The organism is Streptomyces sp. NPDC030183, from assembly GCF_055573455.1.
This window is the reverse complement of sequence record NZ_JBVIBK010000009.1, coordinates 172,445-194,279: the sequence shown is the minus strand read 5'-3', so window position 1 is coordinate 194,279 and position 21,835 is coordinate 172,445. Positions and strand designations below refer to the sequence as shown.

Genomic DNA, 21,835 nt, shown 5'->3' with positions numbered 1-21,835 from the left:
TTTTCAGGGGCGCGGGGAACTGCGCGAACAACCCCACGCACCGCACCCGCCAACGCACCCCCACGGCCCTCCCCCCGACGCGCCCGGCATGATGACCCCATGCGCGCTGCCCGGCTCATCAAGATGGTGCTGCTCCTCCAGTCCCGCCCCTCCATGACCGCCGCCGAGCTGGCCCGTGAACTGGAGGTGTCCGAGCGCACGGTCACCCGGGACGCCCAGGCCCTCTCGGAGGCCGGTGTCCCCGTCTACGCGGACCGCGGCCGGGCCGGTGGGTACCGGCTGATCGGCGGTTACCGCACCCGGCTGACCGGTCTCGCCCGCAGCGAGGCGGAGGCGCTCTTCCTCAGCGGCGTACCGGGGGCCCTCCGCGAGATGGGGCTGGAGGACGCCGCCTCCGCCGCCCGGCTGAAGGTGTCGGCGGCTCTCCTGCCCTCCCTCCGCGACGCCTCGCGCACGGCGGCCCAGCGGTTCCATCTCGACGCGCCGAGCTGGTTCAAGGAGCCGAAGACCCCCGAGCTGCTGCCCGCCGTCGCGGACGCCGTGTGGGACGACCGCCGGATCGCCGCGCGCTACCGCAGGGGCGACACCGAGGTCGAACGGCGGCTGGAGCCGTACGGTCTCGTCCTCAAGGCCGGCGTCTGGTACCTGTGCGCCCGCGTCGCCGACACCGGTGCCCCGGCCGCCGCCGACCCCGGTTCCGGTCCCTTCCGTACGTACCGCATCGACCGTTTCAGCGGCGTGGAGACCGACGGCACCCGTTTCGCCCGGGACGAGGACTTCGATCTGCCGGCGTACTGGGACCGCCAGACTGAACGTTTCTCCCGTTCGATCCTGCACGCCGAGGTCGTCGTACGGCTGTCCCCCGAGGGCCTGCGGAGGCTGCCGCACGTCGTCGACCCCCTGTCGGCGCGGGACGCCCTCGCGGCGACGGACGACACCCCCGACGCACACGGCTGGACGACCCTCACGCTCCGGGTCGAGTCGGAGGAGGTGGCCCGCACCCAGCTCACGGCGCTCGGCGCCGAGGTCGAGGTGCTGGCGCCGGACAGCCTGCGGAGCCGGTTCGCGCGGGACGCGCGGCGGCTCGCCGGGCTGTACCGGGAGACACCGGACGGCTGACAGGGCGCGCACGGCCCGCCGTCGCGCGCCGGCACGGCCGTGCGATCCGTCACGTCCTCCACGTGCGTCCGGCTCCCCGAGGCCCGATGCTTGACCCGTGATGGACGAGACGGAGTTCTGGGAGCTGGTGGACACGACCCGGGAGGACGCCGAGGGCGACCCGGAGGACCAGGCCGACCTGCTCGTGGAACGGCTCGGCCGACTGGACCCGGAGGCGGTGCTCGACTTCGCCCGCCACTTCGAGTCCCGCTACAACCGCGCCTACACCTGGGACCTGTGGGGCGCCGCCTGGGTGCTGCTCGACGGCGCCAGTGACGACGCGTTCGACTTCTTCCGGTGCTGGCTGATCGGCCAGGGCCGGGAGATCTTCGAGGGCGCGGTGCACGACCCCGACTCCCTCGCCGACCTGCTGGACGACTTCGACGACGAGATCGACGGGGACGGCGAGGAACTGGGCTACGCCGCCGACGAGGCGTACGAGCAGCTCACCGGCGTCGTCGCGCCGGACCTCGGCATTCCGCCCGCGCCCGGCGAGCCGGAGGGCACGCCGGTCGACTTCGAGGACGAGGCGGCGCTCGCCGAGCGGTACCCGAAGCTCTGGGAACGCTTCAGGCCCTGACGCCCCGGCTGTTGTCCATGGCTGTTGTCCATCGGCGTCGATCCGCCGGGCCGGCGTCATGACCGGCCCTGGAGACGGGCCGCCAGTTCCCTGATGGCGGGCAGGCGTTCGGCGAGGGCCGCGCCCGGGCAGCTCGTCATGTAACCGTCGCTGTGGCCCGCGAGGGTGGGCAGCAGGACGGTGGTGCCGGCGGCGTAGCGGCTGCGGCTGTTGCTGGAGGTCAGGCGCACACTGCCGCGGGGGTCGCTGTCGGAGAGGCCGAGCTTCCAGGCGACGAGGGCGGCGATCGCGTCGGTCATGGCCTGGGGCACGGGGACGCCGGCGGTGAAGGTGCCGAGGGCGGCGATCCCGGCGGTGCGGTGGTTGAAGCCCTGGGTGTGGGCGCCGGTGACGGGGCGGTCGACACCGCCCGCGCGGCCCTCGTAGATGGTGCCGCAGCGGTCGACGACGAAGTTGTAGCCGATGTCGTCCCACTCGCGGGTGCCGGTCTGACCGGCGTACAGGTAGCGAATGATGCGGGGGGCGTCGGCGCAGTCGTAGCCGTTCGGCGAGTCGGTGTGGTGGATGAAGACGGCGGCGACCCGGTCGTCGTAGCGGGCGGGCGGCTGGCTGCGGCCGTCCCCGGCGAGCCAGTGGCTGCGCGGCACGATGGGCGGTCGGGGCGCGCCGTGCGCCTTGGAGGGCCGTGCCGCGACGGGGCTGGGGGCGGGGCGGCCCGTGGTGTCCACGCCGATCGCGCACAGCACCAGCGCGAGCACGGCCGCGATGCCGGGAAGACAGGCCAGCGCGAGGAGGACCGGGCGCGGCGGACGGGGGCGCCCGCGCCGGGCGCCCCGGTGGCGGGCGGGACGGCGGACGAGGGCGGGAGCGGGTGCAGGTGCGGTCCGCGCGGCGGTGGCGCCGCGCGGACCCCGTATTCGCGCGACCGTGAGGCCGCGCGGGGTCCGCGTTCGGCGCCGCGCCGCACGGAGCGGCCGGCGTCCTCGCGTCCCCCGCGACTTCCGGAACACACGCATGCACCGAGCCTCACCCCGATGCGCCCCCGCCGCGCTGTGGATTGCGCCACCCGGGTGAACGGATTGGAACCATCGTCCCGGTCCGGCACGTTTCACGATTCCAGACGGACGGGTGCGCCGGTGGCCGATTTCCGCATGCCACCGGCGTGCCGTGCGGGCGTGGCTGATCACTGCGCCCACCCCACGCGTACTACTGGGTCCCCAAAGAGAGAGGCGCTGGAGTGGACGTGCTCGACATCCTGCTGATGCTGGTGATCCTGGCGTACGCGGCGTCCGGTTACCGTCGCGGCCTGGTCGCGGGATGTGTGTCCCTCGCCGGTTTCGTGGGCGGCGCGGCGATGGGCGTCTGGGTGCTGCCGTGGATGATGGACCTGGTGGAGCCCGGCACCCCCGCGGCGACGGTCACGGCGGTGCTGACCGTGCTGGTGCCGGGCGTGATCGGGCACGAGCTGGCGGGCCGGCTGGCGCTGCGGCTGCGCCGCGAGATAGACCGCAGCCCGCTGCGCGTGGCCGACGGCATAGGCGGTGCCGCGGCCAACTCGGTCGCCGTGCTCATCGTGGCGTGGGTCGCGGCGAGCGTCCTCGGGGCGTCCTCGTCCCCGCTCGTGACCAACTCGATCCGCGACTCCGCGCTGCTGGGCGCCGTGCAGGACACGATGCCGGAGACCACTCCGGCCTGGTTCTCCAACGCCACGTCCGCGCTCACCGAGGCGGGCTTCCCGCAGGTCTTCAACCCGTTCGAGAACGAGGCGACGGCCGAGGTCGCCAAGCCCTCCGGGGACAATGTGACGGCGGCCGCGACGAACGCCGCCAAGCGCAGCACGGTGAAGATCGAGGGCGTCGCGGGGGCGCAGGGCCGCGAGGGCAGCGGCTTCGTGTACGCGCGCGAGCACGTGATGACCAACGCGCACGTGGTGGCGGGCATCGACGATCCGAGCGTGCGGGTGGGCGGCGTGGGCCGGGCGTTCGAGGGGCGGGTCGTGCTCTTCGACCCCGAGAAGGACGTCGCGGTGCTCTACGTGCCGGGTCTGGAGGCTCCGGTCCTCCGTTTCGACGACACCGCCTCCCGGGGTGACGCGGCGGTCGTCGCCGGCTACCCGGAGGACGGCGGGCTCGACCTCCAGGCGGCCACGGTCGCCAGCCGCATCGACGCGACCGGCCGCAACATCTACAACACGGACGCGGTCACCCGCGAGATCTACTCGATCCGCTCCACCGTCCGCCCCGGCAACTCCGGCGGCCCCCTCCTCACCACCGAGGGCCAGGTCTACGGCGTCGTCTTCGCCCGCTCCACGTCCGACGCGGAGACGGGGTACGTCCTGACGGTCGACGAGGTCGCCCCCGAGGCGAACAGCGCGGCGAACGCGACGAAGGCGGTGGACACGGGCGATCTCGTGACGTCCTGAGCCGGCACCCCGCACACGTCTGTCCCGCGCAGGGCGCCCGGGCGGCGGTGAACCGCTGATTCGGCGTACGGAGGGCAGGATGGAGGCATGGAGACAGATGCGCCCTTGGTGCCCGGTTCCCGTGTGGTGATCGCCGGAGCGTCCGGTCTGATCGGTTCGGCGTTGGCCCGGTCGCTGACGGCCGACGGGTACGAGGTGCGGCGGCTCGTACGGCGTGCGCCGCGCGCCTCGGACGAGGTCCGCTGGGACCCGGACGCCGCACGGGTGGACGTGGCGGGGCTGGAGGGGTGCGCGGCCGTCGTGAACCTCGCGGGCGCGGGAGTGGCCTCGCGCCGGTGGACGGAGGCGTACAAGGAGACGATCCGGCGCAGCCGGGTTCTCGGGACGAGGGTGCTCGCCGAGGCCGTCGCCTCCCTGGACACGCCGCCGAGCGTCTTCGTGAACGGCAGCGCGATCGGGTTCTACGGCGACACGGGCGACCGGGTGGTCGACGAGTCGGCGCCGGCGGGGTCGGGCTTCCTGCCGTCGGTGTGCGTGGAGTGGGAGGGCGCGGCGAAGGCCGCGAGCGACGCGGGGGTGCGGACGGTGTTCGCGCGGACCGGGCTCGTGGTGGCGCGCGGCGGGGGCGCGTGGGGGCCGTTGTTCCCGCTGTTCAAGGCCGGGATGGGCGGGCGGATGGGGAACGGGCGGCAGTACTGGAGCTTCATCTCGCTCCAGGACGAGATCGCCGCGCTGCGCCACCTGATGGAGCGGCCGTCGCTGTCCGGGCCGTTCAACCTGACGGCGCCCGCCCCGCTGACCAACGGGGAGATCACGGAGGCGATGGGCCGGGTGCTGCGCCGGCCCACGCTGTTCACCGTCCCCGCGCCCGCCCTCCGGCTCGCCCTCGGCGGCGTCTCGTCCGACGTCCTCGGCAGCACGCGCGCGGTACCGACCCGTCTGCTGGAGTCGGGCTTCGTCTTCACGCACCCGGACATCGAGGCGGCGATCCGGGCGGCCGCGAAGGACTGAGGCGCCGCCGGCCGCGCAACGCCCGCCGCCCCGGACGACGTGGGACGCCCCCCCGACGCCATGCTCGCGCCGGTGCTTTACGGGTCTTCCCCCCGGGGGCTTGCCGGAGTTTGCCGGGTCTTCCCCGGGGCTTGCCGGGTCTTCCCCGGGGCTTTCCAGGGCTCCTGGGGCTTTCCTGGGGCGCGGGAACCGCGGTGCGAGCCCCTGGCCGCCCGCGCCCGCCGTGTGCCACCACCCGCCCGGGCCGGCAGGCATGAGGTCCCAGGGGCGCCGTGGGGACGCCGGGCGCACGCACCTGTGCGGCATGCCCCCGTGCGAGGGGCACGCGCGACTTCCCCGGCCGGCCCGGGAAACCGCACGCTCATGCCGAACTCAGGTATTCCAGAAGGCCGTTGAGGGCATGACGTCCCCAGCAGCCGCGCGACCTCGGGAGGGGCACGTGCTTGAGTCGGTGTACCAATCCACGTACTCAGCGGACACGGAGACCGTGGACGTCATCGTCGTCGGAGCCGGCGTGGCCGGCCTCGCCGCAGCCGGACATCTGACCAGGGCGGGTCTGACGACCACCGTTCTGGAGGCCGCACCCGCCATCGGCGGCCGGATGTCGACCGAGAAGATCGACGGCTTCCGCCTCGACCGCACCGCCCAGTTGCTCTTCACCTCCTACCCCGAACTGCGCCGCACGCCGGGCCTGGACACCCTGCCCCTGCGCCCGTTCGCCCCGGGTGTCCTGCTCTACGCCGACGGCCATCACCACCGGGCCGGCGCCACCCCGGCCCTCCGGAGCGCAAGGGGCGCACTCACAGCCGCACGCGCCCTCGCAAGCGCCCCCAGGCTGCCCCGGAACGGCCGCGCGCAGGGCCGTCTCCCGGGCCGGCCGACGGGGACGCGTCCGGGCCGGCTGGGAGCACCCGCCGACCAGTCCCGGCTGGCCATGGCGCTGGCCCGGCTCGCCGCGACCGCGCCGGAACGGCTCGCCGGCCGCGCGGAGCTGCCGATCGCCGAGGCCCTGGCGAACCGGGGCTTCCCGCCCCGGACGATCGACGGTTTCGTACGCCCCCTGCTGGCCGCCCTGCTCGCCGACCCGGCGCTGGAGACCTCCAGCCGCTGTGCCGACCTGGCCCTGCACGCCTTCACCACGGGCCGGTTGTGCCTGCCGGAGGGCGGCGCCGACACCCTGCCGGAGCTGCTCGCCGCGGCCCTTCCGCCGGGCACCGTCCGTACCGGGGTCAGGGCCACCGCGATCAGTACGACCTCGGTGACGACGGCCGACCACGGGGAACTGCCCTGCCGGGCCGTGGTCCTGGCCACGGACGCCCGGTCCGCGGCCGAGCTGCTGCCGGGGCTGCGCGTTCCTGACTTCCATCCGGTGACCGTGCTGCACCACGCCACCGACGAACTCCCACCGGGCGAGGGGGTGCTGCTCCTCGACGCGGACCGCGGCGGGCCCGTCTCGCACACGGCGGTCATCAGCCAGGTCGACCCGACCCGGGCACCGGCGGGCCGCGCGCTCATCAGCTCCACGGTGCTCGGCACGCCTCCGGACCCGGCCCACCTGGACGCCACCGTCCGCGCCCAACTGGCCCGGCTGTACCGCACGTCCACGGCCCGTTGGGAGCTGCTGGCGGTCCATCACGAGCCCGAGGCCGTGCCCGCGATGCCCGCGCCGCACGACCCTCGGCGCCCGGTGCGGCTGCTGGCCGGTCTGTACGTCTGCGGCGACCACCGTGACACGAGCACCGTCCAGGGCGCCCTCCACTCGGCCCGCCGGGCGGCGCACGCCGTCCTCACGGACCTGGACGCCCACCCGACCCCCATGGAGGAGGCGCTCGAAGCGGCCGCGTGACGACGCAGGACCAAGGGGCGCCCGGATCACCTCCGGGCGCCCCTGAGCGTGCGGCACACAGGCCGTCGCGCGCTCCCTATCCCAGGGCGGCCACCTTGTCCCGGTAGCCCCGGACGGGGGCCGCGTCCCGGTACGGCTCCAGTCGGCGCTCGAAGTCGCGTACGTACTCCACGGCGCGCACCGACCGCATCTCCGCGGCCTGCCCGGCGGCCTCCGCGCCCAGTTGGCAGGCCTGGTCCAGCTCGCCCAGCCCGAGACGGGCGGAGGCGAGCACGACCCGGCAGAAGAGCCGGCTGCGGGCGAAGGCGGGCGCCCTCAGCTGCAACGACCGCTCGGCGTGCTGGGCGGCGGCGCGGTACTGCTGGAGGTCGCGGTGGCTGTGCCCGAACTCGTCGGCGAGTTGGGCCTCGTCGAAGAAGCGCGCCCAGTAGGGGACCTCGTCGCCGGGGCGGGCGGCCTCCAGGGCCCGCTCGGCGCGGACCAGCGCGGCCGTGGAGGCCCGTACCTCGCCGAGGACCGCGTGCCCGCGGGCCTCGACGGCGTGCAGCAGCGACTGCACGACCGGCGGCACGGCGGACCCGACGCCCTGCTGGGCGACGCGCGCGAGCTGCACGGCCTCCCGTCCGTGCCCCAGATAGACCGCCTGACGGCTCATCGTGACCAGGACGTACGCCCCGTACGCCCGGTCGCCCGCCGCCTGCGCCAGGCGGAGCGCCTGCACGAAGTACCGCTGGGCGAGCCCGTGGGCGCCGATGTCGTACGAGGTCCAGCCGGCGAGCCGGGTGAGGTCGGCGGCGGCCGCGAAGAGCCGCCGGCCGACCTGTTCGCCGTAGGCGCCGCGCAGCATCGGCTCGGCCTCGTGCTCCAGGTAGCGTACGAGGGCCTGGCGGGCGTGGCCGCCGCCGTAGGCGTTGTCGAGGGCGCGGAACAGCTCGCCGACCGAGCGGAGGGCGGCGATGTCCCCGGAGGTGACCTTCTGGCCGGGGCCGCGCTCGGTCTGGCTGCGCTGCCGGGGGACGGCCGGGCGGCCCTGCGGGGGGACGCGGGTGGCGGCCGGGTCGCCCCGGCCCACCCGGTCGTCGGCGCGGCCGATCAGCCAGTCCCGGCTGGGGACGACGAGTCCGGCCGGGGTGAAGGCGATCTTCCGCAGTTCGGCGTGGCTGCCGGAGTCCTTGCGCCACAGACCGCTGACGATGTCGATGGCCTCCTCGGGGGTCGCGGCGAACTCCAGCCCCGCGTACACGGGGGCGCAGGCGTCGAGACCGAGGTCCTGAGCGGTGAGCCTGCGGCCGAGGCGGCGGGTGAACACCTCGGCGATGAGCGCGGGCGTGGTGCCCCTCGGCTGCTGGCCTCGCAGCCAGCGGGTGACCGACGTCTTGTCGTATCTGAGATCGAGGCCGTGTTCGAGACCGAGCTGGTCCACACGACGCGCTAGTCCCGCGTTGGAGAACCCCGCTTCTGCGATGAGGGCGGCGAGCTGGCGGTTGGGGGTGCGCTGCGCGGGTCGTTCCGTCATCTGCGGTGCGGTCTCCTGCCTTCCGGGTGTCGGCGGGGTGCCCGGATTGCCTGGTGAGAAGCCTTTGCGGCCTTGTGAACGGCGCGAATGTAGCGGAGAGTAAGCACGCGATCGCACACTTCCGCGTCGGTTCATCCGATCGTGTGAGGATTAGCCGCACGGCTGACGGGCCGGGGGCGCGGTGTACGCCGGCGGTCGTCCTCGTGCGCCGGTGGGACGGCCGTCGAACATCGCGCCGTCGTACGGTCGTACAGTGGCGTGGGCGCGTCACGCGCCTGACACAGCTATCGCGGTACCGCCGCACGGCCGTACCGCCGAGGGAGGCGCTTGCCGTGAGTGGGTTGCGGTTCGTCCGCATGGGGTTCGGCACGGAGGCCGTCGAGTACCAGGAGGCGTGGGACGAGCAGCGCCGGGTGCACGCGGCGCGCTTCGCCGACGAGGTCCCCGACACCGTGCTGCTCCTGGAGCACCCGCCGGTCTACACGGCCGGCCGGCGCACGGCCGACGACGAGCGCCCCCTCGACGGCACACCCGTCATCGACGTGGACCGCGGCGGCAAGATCACCTGGCACGGCCCCGGCCAGCTGGTCGGCTACCCGATCCAGAAGCTGCCGCGCCCGGTGGACGTGGTGGCCCATGTGCGCCGCCTGGAGGAGGCCCTGATCCGCACGTGCGCCGAGTTCGGCGTGGAGACGACGCGGGTCGAGGGCCGCAGCGGGGTGTGGGTGTTGGGCGACCCCGTCGAGCAGCGGCTCGGCGGCCTCTCCCTGGACCTCGACCCCCGGATGCACGACGACGAGTTCGACCCCCGGCTCAACGGTCCCGAGTACGCGCCCTCCAACGCGGGGCAGCGGCGCGAGGACCGCAAGATCGCGGCGATCGGGATCCGGGTGGCGAAGGGCGTGACGATGCACGGTTTCGCGCTGAACGTAAACCCCGACAACCGCTGGTTCGACCGGATCATCCCCTGCGGGATCCGTGACGCGGGCGTCGCGTCCCTCGCGACGGAACTGGGCCGCGACGTCACGATCGCCGAGGTCCTCCCCGTCGCCGAGAAGCACCTGCGCGACGTACTGGAGAACGCCGACCTCAGGCCGAGGGTCGTGGAACGCGCGTCGGCGTGAGATCCGGGCGGGCCGCGGGCCCGTCGCCCGGGGAATGCGGCCCAGGAGCCGAAGGTTGCCCACCTCGGGAAGCGACAACCGCACGGGCGTACCCTGGGGTGCGCCGAAGAATCGAAGCTACAGGGAGCCGATGTGTCCGCAGTCTCACCCGACGGACGCAAGATGCTGCGCCTGGAGGTCCGCAACAGCCAGACCCCCATCGAGCGCAAGCCCGAGTGGATCAAGACCCGGGCGAAAATGGGTCCCGAGTACACCGCGATGCAGAAGCTCGTGAAGAGCGAGGGCCTGCACACGGTCTGCCAGGAAGCCGGCTGTCCCAACATCTACGAGTGCTGGGAGGACCGCGAGGCGACGTTCCTCATCGGCGGCGACCAGTGCACCCGCCGCTGCGACTTCTGCCAGATCGACACCGGCAAGCCCGAGGCGCTCGACCGTGACGAGCCCCGCCGCGTCGGCGAGTCCGTGGTCACCATGGACCTGAACTACGCCACCATCACCGGCGTCGCCCGCGACGACCTCCCCGACGGCGGCGCCTGGCTGTACGCGGAGACGGTCCGCCAGATCCACCAGCAGACCGCCGGCCGCGAGGGCGGCCACACCAAGGTCGAGCTGCTCGCTCCGGACTTCAACGCCGTGCCGGAGCTGCTCCAGGAGGTCTTCGCCTCCCGCCCCGAGGTCTTCGCGCACAACGTCGAGACCGTCCCCCGCATCTTCAAGCGCATCCGCCCCGGCTTCCGCTACGAGCGCTCCCTGAAGGTCATCACCGAGGCCCGCGACTACGGCCTGGTCACCAAGTCCAACCTGATCCTCGGCATGGGCGAGACCCGCGAGGAGGTCAGCGAGGCGCTCCAGCAGCTGCACGACGCGGGCTGCGAGCTGGTCACCATCACCCAGTACCTGCGGCCGAGCGTCCGGCACCACCCCGTGGAGCGCTGGGTCAAGCCGCACGAGTTCGTGGAGCTGAAGGAGGAGGCCGAGGAGATCGGCTTCTCCGGGGTGATGTCCGGCCCGCTGGTCCGCTCCTCGTACCGCGCCGGCCGGCTGTACCAGATGGCCGTCGAGAAGCGCGGCACATACGTCGCCTCGCAGGCCGTCTGACCCTCCTCTCTCGGGCTCCGGCTCCCTGTCCCTCTTAGGGCTCCGGCTCCCGTCCCTCTTCGGGCTCCGGCTGGGGTCCGAGCCGGGCTCCGGCTCGGATCCGAGCCCCCTCGGGCCGTTCTCCGGTGGCCGTGCGGCGACACGTGGTGCGGCCAGTCGAGTGGCACGGAGTGCCAGGCAAACGTGTGAATCTGAGCACAAGAACCTACCGGCCGGTAATGGCCGATTGGCCGCGGTCCTGACCGTTCTCCCAGATGGGGGCTCTGTCAGGGCCGCGTCGAGGTTTGAGTACCGCCAATCCAGGCTTCATGGGCGTTTGACCGGTCGGTCACGCCCTGGTAACACCAATCAGTGACCCTGGTTTCACGCCCGGTACAGACCCAGCCCACGCACCCGATCCCTAGGGGGGACCTCATCATGCAGGCCGCGCCCGTTCGCGCCACCGCGATCCCGTCGTTCACCGATGCACTCCGTGCCGTCGAGTCGCTGCTCCTCAGCGGCGGCCAGCGCACCGCCCGTCGCAACGCGTGGACCTCCGTCCTGGAGGACCGCCGCCGCGCCAAGGACCGTGTCGAGGCCGAGCGCGTCCTCGAGGCCGCCGTCTCCTCGCGCACCTCGTGAGGCACCACGCCGACCTCGTGAGGCACCACGCCTGACGGAAGCACTACCACCGACGCACCATGACTGACGCACCACTCCGGCCACCCACGGCCCCGTGAGCGGGGAACAGCCGACCGCCCGAAGGCTCGACCGCGACTCCGCACCGCGACCGCTCAGGCGCCGCGCCGTGGCCGCTGAGGCCGCCCACCACGGCCGTTCAGGCACCACCCGCACCACCGAGGCACCGCCGCCGCCCGGCGCCGCTCCCCCCGCGTCGTCGCCGGTCACCGGACCCCACCGGCACCGCCGTCGTCCCCGCTTCCCCGGACACGTAGACTTCGTGCCATGGCGAGGAAGGAAACCGCAGCGGACGCTGCGAACCCCGGGCGACTCAAGCAGATCGCTCTGACGTACAAGATGACCCGCAGGGCCGACAAGAAGATCGGTCTTGTACTCGCGGCTGTCGGAATCATCACCTTCGGTGTCTTCCTCGCGATCGGCTTCTTGATCGGGCACCCCATCTATCTCGGCATCCTGGGCCTCCTGCTCGCCTTCCTCGCGACGGCGATCGTCTTCGGACGGCGGGCCGAGCGGGCCGCGTTCGGGCAGATGGAGGGCCAGCCGGGTGCCGCCGCGGCGGTGCTGGACAACGTGGGCCGAGGCTGGACGACCACCCCGGCGGTCGCGATGAACCGCAACCAGGACGTGGTCCACCGGGCCGTCGGCAAGGCCGGCATCGTCCTGGTCGCCGAGGGCAACCCGAACCGGGTGAAGAGCCTGCTGGCCGCCGAGAAGAAGAAGATGGCCCGGATCGTGGTGGACGTGCCCGTGCACGACCTGATCGTGGGCACCGGCGAGGGCCAGGTCGAGCTGAAGAAGCTCCGCACGACCATGCTGAAGCTGCCCCGCGTGCTCTCCGGCCCCCAGGTGACCGCCACCAACGACCGGCTCCGCGCCATGGGCGACCTGATGAGCAACATGCCGCTCCCCAAGGGCCCGATGCCCAAGGGCATGCGGATGCCGCGCGGCGGGAAGATGCGCTGACCTCCCCCGGCTGACACCACTCTCCTCGTACGACGAAGGGGGCGCCCGGAAGACTCCGGGCGCCCCCTTCTCGTGCGTATCGGGGCTCGTACGACTCGGCGTTCTCGAACGCGGCGGGCTAGATCCGTACCTCCACCGTCCGCGCCAGGCGGTCGTGGAGGCCGCGGCCGTCGCGGTCCCAGACCAGGGCGGGGATGGCGAGGCACAGCAGGACGCTGCGGACGAGGGCGCGCCAGGGGTTCACCGTGCCCGTGTCCTGGGCGATCACCCGGAGGCCGAAGAGGCGCTTGCCGGGGGTGAAGCCCACGGTGCCCAGGGTGAGGACGTGGAGCAGGAAGAAGATGAGCAGGGCCCAGTTGCTGGTGGCCTGGTCGTAGCCGTCGGTGATCAGGCCGTATGCGATCAAGAGGCACAGACCCCAGTCCACGGCCAGCGCGCCCAGGCGGCGGCCCGGGCGGGCGATGGAACCCGGCCCCTCCTCCGGCAGACCGAGCTGCTCGCCCCGGTATCCGAAGTCGACACCCGCGTCCTCGGCGGCCGCGCGGGGGCCGGAGAGCCACGATCCGATTGCTTGCCTCTTGTCCACTCGAACACCGTACTGCGACCGTTCTGCCATTCGGACAGGTGGGGTCAGGTACGGGATGTCCGGTTAACTTGTGCGAAACAAATGGGTCACGTACGAGAAATCACCCGTCCCTAGGGTCGAGAACAGCGTGTGCCACCGCACTGGCCGCACGAACGAACTACCACCCCGGCGGGATGGTCGGGAGTAGGAGGAGCTGGATGTTCCAGAACGCCGACGAGGCCAAGAAGTTCATCGCGGACGAGGACGTCAAGTTCATCGACGTCCGCTTCTGCGACCTGCCGGGCGTGATGCAGCACTTCACGATCCCGGCCGAGGCCTTCGACCCGGCCGAGGAGCTGGCCTTCGACGGCTCCTCGATCCGCGGCTTCCAGGCCATCCACGAGTCCGACATGGCGCTCCGCGCCGACCTGTCCACCGCGCGCGTCGACCCGTTCCGCCGCGACAAGACGGTCAACGTCAACTTCTTCATCCACGACCCGATCACGGGCGAGCAGTACTCCCGTGACCCGCGCAACGTGGCGAAGAAGGCCGAGGCGTACCTCGCGTCCACCGGCATCGCCGACACCGCGTACTTCGGCCCCGAGGCCGAGTTCTACGTGTTCGACAGCGTGCGCTTCAAGACGTCGGAGAACGAGTCCTTCTACCACATCGACTCCGAGGCGGGCGCCTGGAACACCGGTGCGCTGGAGGACAACCGCGGTTACAAGGTCCGCTACAAGGGCGGCTACTTCCCGACCCCGCCGGTCGACCACTTCGCCGACCTCCGCGCGGAGATCTCGCTGGAGCTGGCCAAGTCCGGTCTCCAGGTCGAGCGCCAGCACCACGAGGTGGGCACCGCCGGCCAGGCCGAGATCAACTACAAGTTCAACACGCTGCTCGCCGCGGCCGACGACCTCCAGCTCTTCAAGTACATCGTGAAGAATGTGGCCTGGCGCAACGGCAAGACCGCGACCTTCATGCCGAAGCCGATCTTCGGTGACAACGGCTCGGGCATGCACGTCCACCAGTCGCTGTGGTCGGGCGGTTCCCCGCTCTTCTACGACGAGGCCGGTTACGCGGGCCTGTCGGACACCGCCCGCTACTACATCGGCGGCATCCTCAAGCACGCCCCGTCGCTGCTGGCCTTCACCAACCCGACGGTGAACTCGTACCACCGTCTGGTGCCGGGCTTCGAGGCCCCGGTCAACCTGGTGTACTCGCAGCGCAACCGCTCCGCGGCCATGCGTATCCCGATCACGGGTTCGAACCCGAAGGCCAAGCGCGTCGAGTTCCGCGCGCCCGACTCCTCCGGCAACCCGTACCTGGCCTTCTCGGCGCTGCTGCTCGCGGGCCTCGACGGCATCAAGAACAAGATCGAGCCGGCCGAGCCGATCGACAAGGACCTCTACGAGCTCGCCCCCGAGGAGCACGCGGGCGTCCCGCAGGTCCCGACCTCCCTCCCGGCCGTCCTCGACTCCCTCGAGCGCGACCACGAGTTCCTCCTCCAGGGCGACGTCTTCACGCCGGACCTGATCGAGACGTGGATCGACTACAAGCGCGCCAACGAGATCGCCCCGCTCCAGCTCCGCCCGCACCCGCACGAGTTCGAGCTGTACTTCGACGTGTGATATCACCCCAGGTCAGAGCGGGTCTCCGCTCTCCTGGGCCGTCTGTGGGCCGTCGGCCGTGCCCTTCCTCACCGGAAGGGCACGGCCGACGGCCTTTTTCGGGGCCCGCGCCGCGAACGGCCACGGCCGGTCGCGCAGATCCCTATGGGCGGGTCGGCCAGAGCAGGGCCTGGGCGGCGATTACCTGTTCGCCGTTGTGGGTGAGGGCTGGGCTTCCGTGCGGTTCGTAGCCGAGGGCGATCATTTCGCTCACGCGTTGGCAGAACGTGGCGTCGTCCGGGCCGGTCAGGAGGCGGTACACGGGCAGTCCGTCTGGTGGTGTGCTCATGAGGAGAAGGGTCCCAGGGGCGTGGGCGTCCCCGTTCTGGTTTTCCGGGGCGGGGGCGCCGTCGTATGGTTTCTGTACGGCTGTTCGATGGACAACGGGGAGACACGGGGATGCCCGAACAGGACGACAGCGAGCGGGAGTTCGACCTCAAGTGGGCGGACAACGCCGCGCACAAGGAGCCCTCCGCGCGGGCCCGGATGCTGGCCGCGCGCTGGAAGGAGAACCCGCCCGCACCGCAGCCCTTCCGCGCCGATCCCGGTCCGCGCGCACCGCGCCGGTCGAGCTGGGTGTCGACGCTCGTGGTGTTCGGCTGCGTGGCGGGGCTGATCGCGGTGATCGGCTACCTCAACTACCGGTCCTCGTACTGAGCCGGCCCCGCCCCGCCGGCTCTCGGAGCCCCGGGCCGCCGCCCGAGCGCACAATGGAAGCGGAAGGCGGAACGGGTGCCTGCCTGAGTGCGGGGTGGTACGGATGTCGAGCCGGTTCCGGAGTGATCCCCGGCTGACCGCGCGGATGACGGTCACGTTGTTCCTGCTCGGGCTGCTGTACGTCGTGTTCGCGGCCGTGCTGATCGCGCTGCTGAAGTCCTGGGTGCTGGTCGTGGTGATCGCGGCCCTGCTGCTGGGGACGCAGTACTGGTACTCCGACCGGGTGGCCCTGTACGCCATGCGCGGGCGCGTCGTGGAGGCCGAGGAGTATCCGCGGCTGCACGGGGTGGTGGACCGGCTCTGCGCGGTCGCGGACGTCCCGAAGCCCCGGGTCGCGGTGGCGGAGATGGACATGCCGAACGCGTTCGCGACCGGGCGGAACGCCGATCACGCGGTCGTGTGCGTGACGACCGGCCTGCTCGGCCGGCTCGAGACGGACGAGCTGGAGGGTGTGCTCGCGCACGAGCTGTCGCATGTGGCGCACCGCGACGTCGCCGTGATGACGATCGCCTCGTTCCTCGGGGTGCTGGCGGGCCTGGTCGTACGGTTCGCGTTCTACTCGCACATGTTCGGCGGGCGCCGGGACCAGAACACCGCCGTGGTCTTCAGCGTGGTGATGGGGGTCTCGGCCGCCGTGTACGTGCTGAGCTTCCTGCTGATCCGTGTGCTGTCCCGGTACCGGGAGCTGGCCGCCGACCGGGCGGGCGCGCTGCTCACCGGGCGGCCCTCGGCCCTCGCCTCCGCGCTGACCAAGGTCACCGGGGACATGGCGCGGATCCCCACCCGTGACCTGCGGACCTCGCAGGCGTTCAACGGCTTCTACTTCGCCCCCGCCCTGGGCGACCACCCGCACCTGGCCCGCTTCTTCGCCACCCACCCGCCCCTGGAGCAGCGGCTCGAACAGCTCGGCAGGATCTCCGTGGAGCTGGGTGACGCGCCCGCGCCCGGTTCGGGGAAGGCCGGCTGAGCGGCCATGGGGCTGCTGGACGTGATCCTCGGCCGTACGAAGCCGGTGCCGCCCGATCTGGACCGGCTGTTCGCCCTGCCGTCCGCCGCGGTGACGCTGGAGGCCGCGGCCTCCCTCACGCCGACCGGGACGGGCTCGGTGTGCTTCGCGTCGGTCGAGGGCGCGGCCTTCGACGACGTACGGCGGGAGGTACGGGCGCTGCTCGACGCGGACGCGGAACGGGACGCCGAGCGGGACGCGGCGGCGGGTGTCGAGGCCGTGCGGGACGAGTACGGGTACTCGTGGCTGGTGTCCCGGCGGCGGCCGGAGGAGCTGCCCGCGCTGGTGGGTGATCTCCACGCCGTCAACAGCGCCTTGGAGGGCGGCGGGTTCGGGCCGCAGCTGCTGTGCTCGGTGGTCGGGTTCCGGGGCGATGGGGGTGACGGGGGCGATGGGGGTGGTGCGGGCAGGGAGAGCGGTGCGGGTGGGGAGGGCCGGGAGCTGGTGCGGCTGGGGCTCGTCTATCTCCACAAGCGCGGAACGTTCTACCCGTTCGCGCCGGTGGCGGGCGCGGCGGCCCGGCGTGACAACGCGCTGGAGCTGCGGGTCAGGGCGGTCCTCGCGGAGGAGCTGCGGATCGAGCCGGATCTGGGCCGGTGGTTCCCCCTCTGGGGTGCCCCGGGGCTGTGACCGCCCCGGGGCACCGTCCGCTCCGTGCCGCTCTGTCTCCCGCTACTTGCCGCTCTTCTCCCGCTCCTGCCGACGGGCCTCGAAGGGCCGCTCGCGACGGTAGCGGCGCTCCCACTTCGCCTGCTGGTCACGGCGCTCCCGGTAGGCGCGGTAGGAGGCGGGCTGTGCGCCGCCGCCCGCCGGGGGACCCGACGAGGACGCCGCCGAGCCGCCGCCGGTGCGGCAGTGGCGGATGTACAGGTACAGCAGCCCGACCGCCGCGAGCCAGAGCAGTTCGTTCGAGAAACCGAGGACGACCAAGACCGCGGTCGCCGAAAGGATCAAGGTGCCCACGGCGGGCCTCCTTGGGGTGTGCGTGGGTGTGGGCAGCGATGCCCGTCCCGCACCGTCCGCTGCGGACGCTGCCGGACACTCGACTGGCCCGTCCAGGATGCTGGGCGGGCGTGGGCGCCCGCACCCGAATAAAGGGGACGGTGGGGCCTGCGGACGGCTTCGGAGGGGTGATTGTCAGTGGTGTCCGGGAGGATGGGCGGACGGAACGAGTGATGTTCGGGTGGAGGCGGCGGCATGGGGGAAGCACGGCGGTACGTGGGTGTGGCCGAGCGTCGGGCGCGGCTCGGGGCGCGGCAGCGGTTGGCCGGATCCGTACGGGCCGCCTGCCCCGAGGAGGTCGCCGAGTCGCTGGTCGCGCTGCACGGCTCGGACCCGGCGACGGTGTATCTCGCGGTGGGCGCGCGGCTCGCCGAGCCGGAGCGGACGGTGGCCGAGACCGAGCGGGCGCTGTACACGGACCGGACCATGGTGCGGATGCACGGCATGCGGCACACGGTGTTCGTGTTCCCCGCCGGGCTGACCGCCGTGGTGCACGCCTCGACCGGCATCTCGGTCGCCGCGAGGGAACGGGCCTCGCTGCTCAAGGACATGGCGGCGGCCGGCGCCCCGGACGCGGCCTGGCTGAAGGAGGTCGAGGAGTCGGCGCTCACCGCGCTGGCCCGGCGCGGCCAGGCCACGGCGGCGGAACTGGCCGAGGACGAGCCCCGGTTGAGGGAGCGGTTCGTGTACGCGGCCGGAAAGCCCTACGAGGGGGTGCACACCGTCTCCACGCGGCTGCTGAGGGTGCTGGGCGTGGAGGGCAGGGTGGTGCGGGGGCGGCCGCTCGGTTCCTGGACGTCGAGCCAGTTCCGCTGGGCCGTGGCGCCCGCGCATCCCGAGCTGGACGTGGCGGAGGCCCAGGCGTCGCTCCTCGGGCGGTGGCTGGCGGCGTGCGGCCCCGCGACCGAGGCGGATCTGAAGTGGTGGACGGGCTGGCGAGTCACCGAGGTCCGCCGGGCGCTCGCGGCGATCGGGGCGCGGGCCGTGACGCTGGACGAGGGCACGGGGTACGTGGTCGCCGGGGACGAGGAACCGGTCGCGGGGCCGGACGAGCCCTGGGCCGCCCTGCTCCCGGCCCTCGACCCGACCGCGATGGGCTGGCGGGAACGCGACTGGTACCTGGCGCCGGAACTGCTCCCCGCGCTCTTCGACCGCAGCGGCAACGTGGGTCCGACGGTGTGGTGGAACGGCCGCGTGGTGGGCGGTTGGGCGCAGCGCGCGGACGGCGAGGTCGTATGGCGTCTGCTCACCACGGACGGGGTCGGTACGGAGGCGCGGGGCGCGATCGCCGAAGCGGCTGAGCGGTTGCGGGCGTGGGTGGGCGGGACGAGGGTCACGCCGCGCTTCCGGACGCCGCTGGAGAAGGAGTTGGGTGGGCAGGCGTGAGGGCCGGGCGCCTTGTAGCTCGGGGGTGCGCGGTTCGTTGGCGGGTGCGGGTGCGTTGTGGTTTCTCGCGCGGTTCCCCCGCGCCCCTGAAGGTTTCGGGGCTGCGGCCCGGCCTTCAGCTGAAAAGCACGGGGCGCAGCCCCGGGCGCTTTTCAGGGGCGCGGGGAACCGCGCGAACACCCCCCACCCACCCGCACCCGCCAACGATCGCGCCCACCCACTGACCGCGGTGCCGGACGCCCGGAAAAGGGCGGCGCCCGGCACCCCGGTTCACTTCGCGGGACACTCCTTCCACGCCAAGTGGTAGATCGTGCTGATGTCCCCGTCCGTCGAGTCCATCGTCATGAAGCTCGTGCTGTTCGCCGGCGCCGACCCCCGGTTGACGCGCAGCTCCGTGTTGATGTTGAAGTTGCGCTCGACACCGCACGGCGCCCACACCAGCTGGGCCCAGTCGGTCTCGTCCGTGGCCTGCCAGTTGTCCTCGTAGGGGCCGTTGAAGGCGTGGCTCCGGGCGGCCGTGTCCGGGGAGCCCTGGAAGTAGTAGGAGGCCTTCTGCGTGCCGTTGGCGCCGCGCTGGAGTGAGGCGAAGCCTCGGTAGTCGACGCTCGCGATGGCGTAGGTGAAGCCGCTCGGCACATGAACCCTCAGGTTGAGCTGGCAGTTCTTGCGGAACGCGGTGGAGGGCGCTCCGCCGCCGACCTGGGCGAGGTACTCGCTGTAGGTCACGGTGAACGCCGTGTTGTCCGGGGAGACGGCGACCGCCGTCGTGCCCTGGGGGCAGCCGGAACCGTTCACCGTGGCGACCTTGATGATGATCTTGTCCGGCGGCGGGTTGTCGAAGGGATCCGTCGCGTGCGCGGGAAGCGCGCCGGCGAAGAGGGCGGCTACGGCACCGCCCAGGAGGAGACCACGAACCATGGGGGGTTCTCCCAACGTAGACATGCACATGTCATGCAGACATGCGCGACGACCCCGACCAGCTGTGAAAGAGCTGTGAAGACTGTGGGGCGACCGCATCGTATGGACCCCGGGCGGGCACGGCTAGGGCGATCTCCGGCCAACCCTGGCGGCCGGAGATCGCCCTTTTTCCCGGCCGTTCGAACCCCCCAACACGCCGATGCCGCCCACCCCGTGGGGCGGACGGCACACGTAGGACCGCGTCAACGGTCCGGACTCAACAGCCCGATGTCAGCGGTCCGATATCAGCGGTCCGATATCAGCGGCAGTACCGCATCAGCGCCCGGACCATGTGGCACGTGGTGTCGGACGGCGGGTGCACGCCGATCACCTCGGCGGTGCTCCGGATCGTCTCGTTGCGCGCCTGGTTCGGCATGTAGACACCGGAGTCCAGCAGGGCGATGGCGAGACGCATCGCCTTCAGGCGCCGGTTGTGCGTGATGTACCACTCCCGCGGGCGGCCCGGCGGCAGCGTGTGCTTCACGACGGGCTCGTACGGCAGGTCGAGCAGGACGGGCTGCTTGGCGGTTGACTGGGTGGGCAGCGGCTTCGACTTCAGTGCGGCAGCGGGCACGGACATCCTCCTGTCGCGGTCTGGGCGCCGCCGGAAATCCCCCCGTCGGCAACCCTCGAACACTGCTTCTATTTTACTACCCCCCACTGACAATCGCCCCTGGCCAGAAGGGCTTTGAGCGGTTCTGTGACAGGGGTGGAACACGGGTTTCCGGGGGTCTCGGGACGCCGTCCGGCGAGCCGGGAACGGTTGGCTACGGTGGGGTCATGGAGATCTGGATCAACCCCGCCTGTTCCAAGTGCCGCAGCGCCATCAGCCTGCTCGACGCGGAGGGCGCCGACTACACCGTCCGCCGCTATCTGGAGGACGTCCCGAGCGAGGACGAGATCCGCGAGGTGCTCGACCGACTCGGGCTCGAACCGTGGGACATCACCCGCACCCAGGAGGCCGCCGCGAAGGAGCTGGGCCTCAAGGAGTGGGCACGGGACGCAGGCGCGCGCGACCGGTGGATCAAGGCCCTCGCCGAGCACCCCAAGCTCATCCAGCGGCCCATCATCACCGCGGACGACGGTACGGCGGTGGTGGCCCGCACGGACGACGCCGTACGGGACGCACTGTCGCGGTAGGCGCGCCCCGACTCCTGTGTGACGCAGGTTACTTCGGAGACTGCCGTAACCGTTGAGTAACCTCGTTCGGTATCTCGTACATAGCGGCGTACGCTCCCCTACCTCTCAGGAGGCGCGAATGTCGCGCAGGAGAACTCTCAGTACGAAGAAGAAGATCGCGCTGTTCGTCGGTGCGGCGGCGGTGGCGGGTGGCGGGGCCTTCACCATGGCGGCCACCTCGAACGCGGCGCAGACCGCCGCGGATTCCAGTGTCTGCCAGGGTCTGGCCACCGCGCTCGGCAACAACCAGAAGTTCATCGACGGCCAGCGCGCCGACCCGGACGCGCAGTCCGAGGCCCGGATCGCCAACCGCGAGGCCGTCATCAAGCAGATCAAGGTGCAGCAGGAGGCGTCCGGCTGCGTCGTCGGGGAGTCGGCTCAGGGCTCCCAGGCGGCACAGCCCCCGCAGCCGGGCGGCGCGGCGACCGGGGGGTCGGCTCAGGACCCCCGGGGCGACGAGGCGGCCGGGAACGCGGGCGGCGCCGGGAACCCGGGCGGCAACGGTGACAAGGGGAACGCGGGCGGCGCCGGGAACGCCGGGGGCGGCCAGCAGGTCTGCAACGGCTCCACCGTCACGCTCTCCGGTGAGGGCGGCGCCCCGGCCGCGTCCAGCAACCAGTTCCCGGCCGGGACGAAGCTGAAGGTGACCAACCTGGACAACAACAAGTCCACGACCGTGGAGGTCACCTCGGTCTCCGGTAGCTGTGTCCTGCTGAACAACTCCGCGTTCGAACAGGTCCGGGAGCCCGGCAAGTTCCTGATCCGCCGGGCGCTGATCGAGAAGGTCGGCTAGGCCCTGGTCCCGCTGCTCCCACCGCGGAGTGGCGGGGCCTGGGCGGAGGTCGGCCACCGTACGGAGGGGGTGGCCGGCCTCCGATCAGGGCGCCCGGACCCGCTCCGCACAGCATCCGGTTCGCGAACCGGAACGGATCGCCATCCATCCACGTACGTGCGCCG

The 21,835-nt window shown here is 72.2% G+C and carries 23 protein-coding genes; 16 read left to right on the top strand and 7 right to left on the bottom strand.

The window, feature by feature from the left end:
* The first annotated feature begins 99 nt into the window (after positions 1–99).
* Both ACZ4Z2_RS13415 and ACZ4Z2_RS13410 read left to right on the top strand, forming a co-directional pair.
* Positions 100–1,119, top strand: coding sequence for a helix-turn-helix transcriptional regulator (locus tag ACZ4Z2_RS13415; protein ID WP_468075378.1), 1,020 nt, complete (start codon positions 100–102; stop codon positions 1,117–1,119).
* A gap of 100 nt (positions 1,120–1,219) precedes the next feature.
* Positions 1,220–1,738 (top strand): DUF4240 domain-containing protein, encoded by a 519-nt coding sequence (locus ACZ4Z2_RS13410; RefSeq protein WP_468075503.1) that lies wholly within the window; start codon positions 1,220–1,222, stop codon positions 1,736–1,738.
* A gap of 56 nt (positions 1,739–1,794) precedes the next feature.
* Here the strand turns inward: ACZ4Z2_RS13410 and ACZ4Z2_RS13405 are convergent, their stop codons facing one another.
* The gene (locus tag ACZ4Z2_RS13405) at positions 1,795–2,523 is read right to left on the bottom strand and encodes a peptidoglycan recognition protein family protein (RefSeq protein WP_468075501.1); all 729 of its coding nucleotides are present in this window, start codon (positions 2,521–2,523) and stop codon (positions 1,795–1,797) included.
* Between the two features lie 452 nt (positions 2,524–2,975).
* On the opposite strand from ACZ4Z2_RS13405, the gene ACZ4Z2_RS13400 reads away from it, so the two are divergent.
* From ACZ4Z2_RS13400 to ACZ4Z2_RS13390, 3 genes are all read left to right on the top strand, one after another.
* Positions 2,976–4,160, top strand: a complete 1,185-nt coding sequence (locus tag ACZ4Z2_RS13400) for a MarP family serine protease (protein ID WP_468075376.1) — start codon at positions 2,976–2,978, stop codon at positions 4,158–4,160.
* Positions 4,161–4,247: 87 nt separating this feature from the next.
* On the top strand, positions 4,248–5,171 hold the full coding sequence (locus tag ACZ4Z2_RS13395; protein ID WP_468075374.1) for a TIGR01777 family oxidoreductase: 924 nt from the start codon (positions 4,248–4,250) through the stop codon (positions 5,169–5,171).
* 439 nt (positions 5,172–5,610) lie between these two features.
* Complete coding sequence (locus ACZ4Z2_RS13390; protein ID WP_468075372.1) at positions 5,611–7,017, top strand: NAD(P)/FAD-dependent oxidoreductase; 1,407 nt, start codon at positions 5,611–5,613, stop codon at positions 7,015–7,017.
* Positions 7,018–7,093: 76 nt separating this feature from the next.
* Here the strand turns inward: ACZ4Z2_RS13390 and ACZ4Z2_RS13385 are convergent, their stop codons facing one another.
* Positions 7,094–8,533, bottom strand: coding sequence for a regulator (locus ACZ4Z2_RS13385; protein ID WP_468075370.1), 1,440 nt, complete (start codon positions 8,531–8,533; stop codon positions 7,094–7,096).
* Positions 8,534–8,865: 332 nt separating this feature from the next.
* On the opposite strand from ACZ4Z2_RS13385, the gene lipB reads away from it, so the two are divergent.
* The 4 genes from lipB to ACZ4Z2_RS13365 all read left to right on the top strand — a co-directional run bounded on the left by lipB (position 8,866) and on the right by ACZ4Z2_RS13365 (position 12,399).
* Positions 8,866–9,657, top strand: a complete 792-nt coding sequence (gene lipB / locus ACZ4Z2_RS13380) for a lipoyl(octanoyl) transferase LipB (RefSeq protein ID WP_468075368.1) — start codon at positions 8,866–8,868, stop codon at positions 9,655–9,657.
* A 132-nt stretch (positions 9,658–9,789) separates the two neighbouring features.
* Positions 9,790–10,755 (top strand): lipoyl synthase, encoded by a 966-nt coding sequence (lipA, locus tag ACZ4Z2_RS13375; protein WP_099963956.1) that lies wholly within the window; start codon positions 9,790–9,792, stop codon positions 10,753–10,755.
* Positions 10,756–11,172: 417 nt separating this feature from the next.
* Positions 11,173–11,376, top strand: a complete 204-nt coding sequence (locus ACZ4Z2_RS13370; protein ID WP_468075366.1) for an SCO2195 family GlnR-regulated protein — start codon at positions 11,173–11,175, stop codon at positions 11,374–11,376.
* A gap of 324 nt (positions 11,377–11,700) precedes the next feature.
* Positions 11,701–12,399, top strand: a complete 699-nt coding sequence (locus ACZ4Z2_RS13365; RefSeq protein WP_468075364.1) for a DUF4191 domain-containing protein — start codon at positions 11,701–11,703, stop codon at positions 12,397–12,399.
* 118 nt (positions 12,400–12,517) lie between these two features.
* On the opposite strand, the gene ACZ4Z2_RS13360 is transcribed toward ACZ4Z2_RS13365, so the two are convergent.
* The gene (locus ACZ4Z2_RS13360; RefSeq protein ID WP_468075362.1) at positions 12,518–12,985 is read right to left on the bottom strand and encodes an RDD family protein; all 468 of its coding nucleotides are present in this window, start codon (positions 12,983–12,985) and stop codon (positions 12,518–12,520) included.
* Positions 12,986–13,182: 197 nt separating this feature from the next.
* Between ACZ4Z2_RS13360 and glnA the strand changes: the two genes are divergently transcribed.
* Positions 13,183–14,592 carry a type I glutamate--ammonia ligase gene (gene glnA, locus ACZ4Z2_RS13355; RefSeq protein ID WP_055514748.1) on the top strand — a complete coding sequence of 470 codons (1,410 nt, stop codon included), beginning with the start codon at positions 13,183–13,185 and terminating at the stop codon, positions 14,590–14,592.
* A 142-nt stretch (positions 14,593–14,734) separates the two neighbouring features.
* Here glnA and ACZ4Z2_RS13350 read toward each other — a convergent pair whose 3' ends face one another.
* On the bottom strand, positions 14,735–14,920 hold the full coding sequence (locus tag ACZ4Z2_RS13350) for a DUF1737 domain-containing protein (RefSeq protein ID WP_468075360.1): 186 nt from the start codon (positions 14,918–14,920) through the stop codon (positions 14,735–14,737).
* 110 nt (positions 14,921–15,030) lie between these two features.
* Here ACZ4Z2_RS13350 and ACZ4Z2_RS13345 point away from each other — a divergent pair, with 110 nt between their 5' ends.
* The 3 genes from ACZ4Z2_RS13345 (at position 15,031) to pspAB (ending at position 16,984) form a co-directional block, all read left to right on the top strand.
* Positions 15,031–15,288 carry an SCO2583/SCO2584 N-terminal domain-containing protein gene (locus ACZ4Z2_RS13345; protein WP_468075358.1) on the top strand — a complete coding sequence of 86 codons (258 nt, stop codon included), beginning with the start codon at positions 15,031–15,033 and terminating at the stop codon, positions 15,286–15,288.
* Between the two features lie 103 nt (positions 15,289–15,391).
* Entirely contained in the window at positions 15,392–16,315 is a 924-nt protein-coding gene (gene htpX / locus ACZ4Z2_RS13340) for a zinc metalloprotease HtpX (RefSeq protein WP_468075356.1), read from the top strand.
* Positions 16,316–16,321: 6 nt separating this feature from the next.
* Positions 16,322–16,984, top strand: a complete 663-nt coding sequence (gene pspAB, locus ACZ4Z2_RS13335; RefSeq protein WP_468075355.1) for a PspA-associated protein PspAB — start codon at positions 16,322–16,324, stop codon at positions 16,982–16,984.
* Between the two features lie 42 nt (positions 16,985–17,026).
* On the opposite strand, the gene ACZ4Z2_RS13330 is transcribed toward pspAB, so the two are convergent.
* Positions 17,027–17,317: a hypothetical protein gene (locus ACZ4Z2_RS13330; RefSeq protein ID WP_468075353.1), complete on the bottom strand. Its 291-nt coding sequence runs from the start codon at positions 17,315–17,317 to the stop codon at positions 17,027–17,029.
* A 234-nt stretch (positions 17,318–17,551) separates the two neighbouring features.
* Between ACZ4Z2_RS13330 and ACZ4Z2_RS13325 the strand changes: the two genes are divergently transcribed.
* Complete coding sequence (locus ACZ4Z2_RS13325; RefSeq protein WP_468075351.1) at positions 17,552–18,742, top strand: winged helix DNA-binding domain-containing protein; 1,191 nt, start codon at positions 17,552–17,554, stop codon at positions 18,740–18,742.
* 270 nt (positions 18,743–19,012) lie between these two features.
* On the opposite strand, the gene ACZ4Z2_RS13320 is transcribed toward ACZ4Z2_RS13325, so the two are convergent.
* A complete protein-coding gene (locus tag ACZ4Z2_RS13320) occupies positions 19,013–19,660 on the bottom strand; it encodes a DUF4360 domain-containing protein (RefSeq protein WP_468075349.1) in 648 nt (215 codons plus the stop codon).
* Between the two features lie 298 nt (positions 19,661–19,958).
* Positions 19,959–20,273 carry a hypothetical protein gene (locus tag ACZ4Z2_RS13315; RefSeq protein WP_468075347.1) on the bottom strand — a complete coding sequence of 105 codons (315 nt, stop codon included), beginning with the start codon at positions 20,271–20,273 and terminating at the stop codon, positions 19,959–19,961.
* A gap of 206 nt (positions 20,274–20,479) precedes the next feature.
* Between ACZ4Z2_RS13315 and ACZ4Z2_RS13310 the strand changes: the two genes are divergently transcribed.
* A complete protein-coding gene (locus ACZ4Z2_RS13310) occupies positions 20,480–20,839 on the top strand; it encodes an arsenate reductase family protein (protein WP_468075345.1) in 360 nt (119 codons plus the stop codon).
* A 118-nt stretch (positions 20,840–20,957) separates the two neighbouring features.
* Positions 20,958–21,671, top strand: coding sequence for an RlpA-like double-psi beta-barrel domain-containing protein (locus tag ACZ4Z2_RS13305; RefSeq protein WP_468075343.1), 714 nt, complete (start codon positions 20,958–20,960; stop codon positions 21,669–21,671).
* The last annotated feature ends 164 nt before the right edge of the window (positions 21,672–21,835 follow it).